We start from the raw sequence: 1,446 nt of genomic DNA, 5'->3' as shown, positions 1-1,446 counted from the left end.
GTTCGACATCGTTGCCCTGCTTAAGGAAAGGCCCAGGGCCTCCCATTCCTTTTCCTGGCGGTATAATGGAATGCCCAGCTCAAACTTCTGATGGATGAGCCATGCGATCGTGGAAGCAGACGCCAGGGAATGCATGACCGGGGAATACGGCGCCGGGGACTTCTCCATATAAGGTGTTCCGTTTTTGCGGCATGCCCTGCATTCATAGGTTTCCCGGTAATGGTCGATCACCTTGAGGCTGGCAGGGATGAACTGTACCTCGGTACGGACAAACTCCTCACCGACTTTTACCATGGCGCCTCCGCACCTTTCACAGATCTGTTCTCTCTCATCAATCGTGTGGAGCACTTTGCTGCGGGGAATGTCTTTTATCAGTTTTTCCCGCTGGCCGGTATATTTTCTTTTTCGCAGATGCTTTTCGGCCGCCACCGGATCCGGCTCCTGCGCCTTCGGATCGGCGCAGGTTTCAATCTCATTAAAAAGAGACATCTGTCCCTCTATTTCAAGGGCAGACGTCTTCTCTGATTTTGTCCCATAAAGTTTACGGGTAAGGAAATCAACCTGCCCCTTCAGGAGCCGGACCTGCTGTTCCAGTTCTTTGATCTGCTTTTTGTACTCCTGTTCTATATCTGGCATGGGCTGAAAACCTTCCTGTTCTGATGAAACCATTGTACCATAAAACAGCAGGATTTTCCAGTATTTATAAGGAATTTTCGGGTTTCCCGGGCTTTGGGGGATCCCATTTGCGAACCGCTCTGGGCTGCTCCGGGTTCAGTCCCTCCAGCAGCCAGCGGAGTTGCTGATGGGAGATTAATCTGGCTTCTTCGCCTGTGCGCGGCCACTGGAGGCGGCCGTTTTCGTAGCGCTTATAGAAAAGACAGAAACCGTCCCCTTCATAGTGGACTGCCTTGATCCGGTCCGCCCGTTTCCCGCAGAAGATGAACAGGGAATTGCTGTAAGGATCAAGCCGGAAGCTGTACTGGATGATATCGATCAGACCATCCAGCTGTTTCCTCATATCTGTGTACCCGGTGCGTATATAGATCTTTTCTACCCGGGAGAGGTCGCCTAACATGACCGCACTGCTTTCAGGATAGTTTCCAGCAGGCCGCAGGGAGTATCCTCAAAGAGTTCAACCGTCACAGTACCGATATGGAGCACTGCCGCAGGAGCGGCAGTGAAATCCTGTCTGCCGCGAAGGGATACTTCCGTAAATTCCGCAGCAGCATCCGGCAGCAGCACAGTCTGCTCCATTACCGGCCTGGATCCATTCCTTTTTCGGGGCAGTTCCTCAAGCGCCAGCTTCCGGATCTTTGCGAGCCAGTAATAATAGCTTTTTAAAGAGATATCATGGTGTTCGCACCATACCTGATTCGTCAGGCCGGAGGCTCTGCATTGCCGGATCACATCCAGCCAGTATTGAAGTTTTACCTGTTTATCCGGAGT

Annotated in this window: 3 protein-coding genes; all 3 read right to left on the bottom strand. The window is 52.0% G+C overall.

Going from position 1 to position 1,446, the window contains the following annotated elements:
- Nucleotides 1-636, bottom strand: a 636-nt coding sequence (locus NFS31_RS26730; RefSeq protein ID WP_251502118.1) for an IS66 family transposase zinc-finger binding domain-containing protein, incomplete at its 3' end; no start/stop codon positions are given.
- Nucleotides 637-700: 64 nt separating this feature from the next.
- A complete protein-coding gene (gene tnpB / locus NFS31_RS26725) occupies nucleotides 701-1,075 on the bottom strand; it encodes an IS66 family insertion sequence element accessory protein TnpB (protein ID WP_275563936.1) in 375 nt (124 codons plus the stop codon).
- A partial coding sequence (gene tnpA / locus NFS31_RS26720; protein ID WP_251502112.1) for an IS66 family insertion sequence element accessory protein TnpA occupies nucleotides 1,069-1,446 on the bottom strand: 378 nt, incomplete at its 5' end. The genes tnpA and tnpB, both read right to left, overlap by 7 nt.

Origin of the sequence: Otoolea muris, assembly GCF_943193115.1 — a bacterium.
GTDB classification, from domain to species: Bacteria; Bacillota; Clostridia; order Lachnospirales; family Lachnospiraceae; genus Otoolea; species Otoolea muris.
This window is presented reverse-complemented; position numbering and strand designations above follow the sequence as displayed.

Coding starts and splice junctions, on each gene's coding strand:
- tnpB (WP_275563936.1), bottom strand. CDS start 1,075: ATGTTAGGCGACCTCTCCCGGGTAGAAAAGATCTATATACGCACCGGG.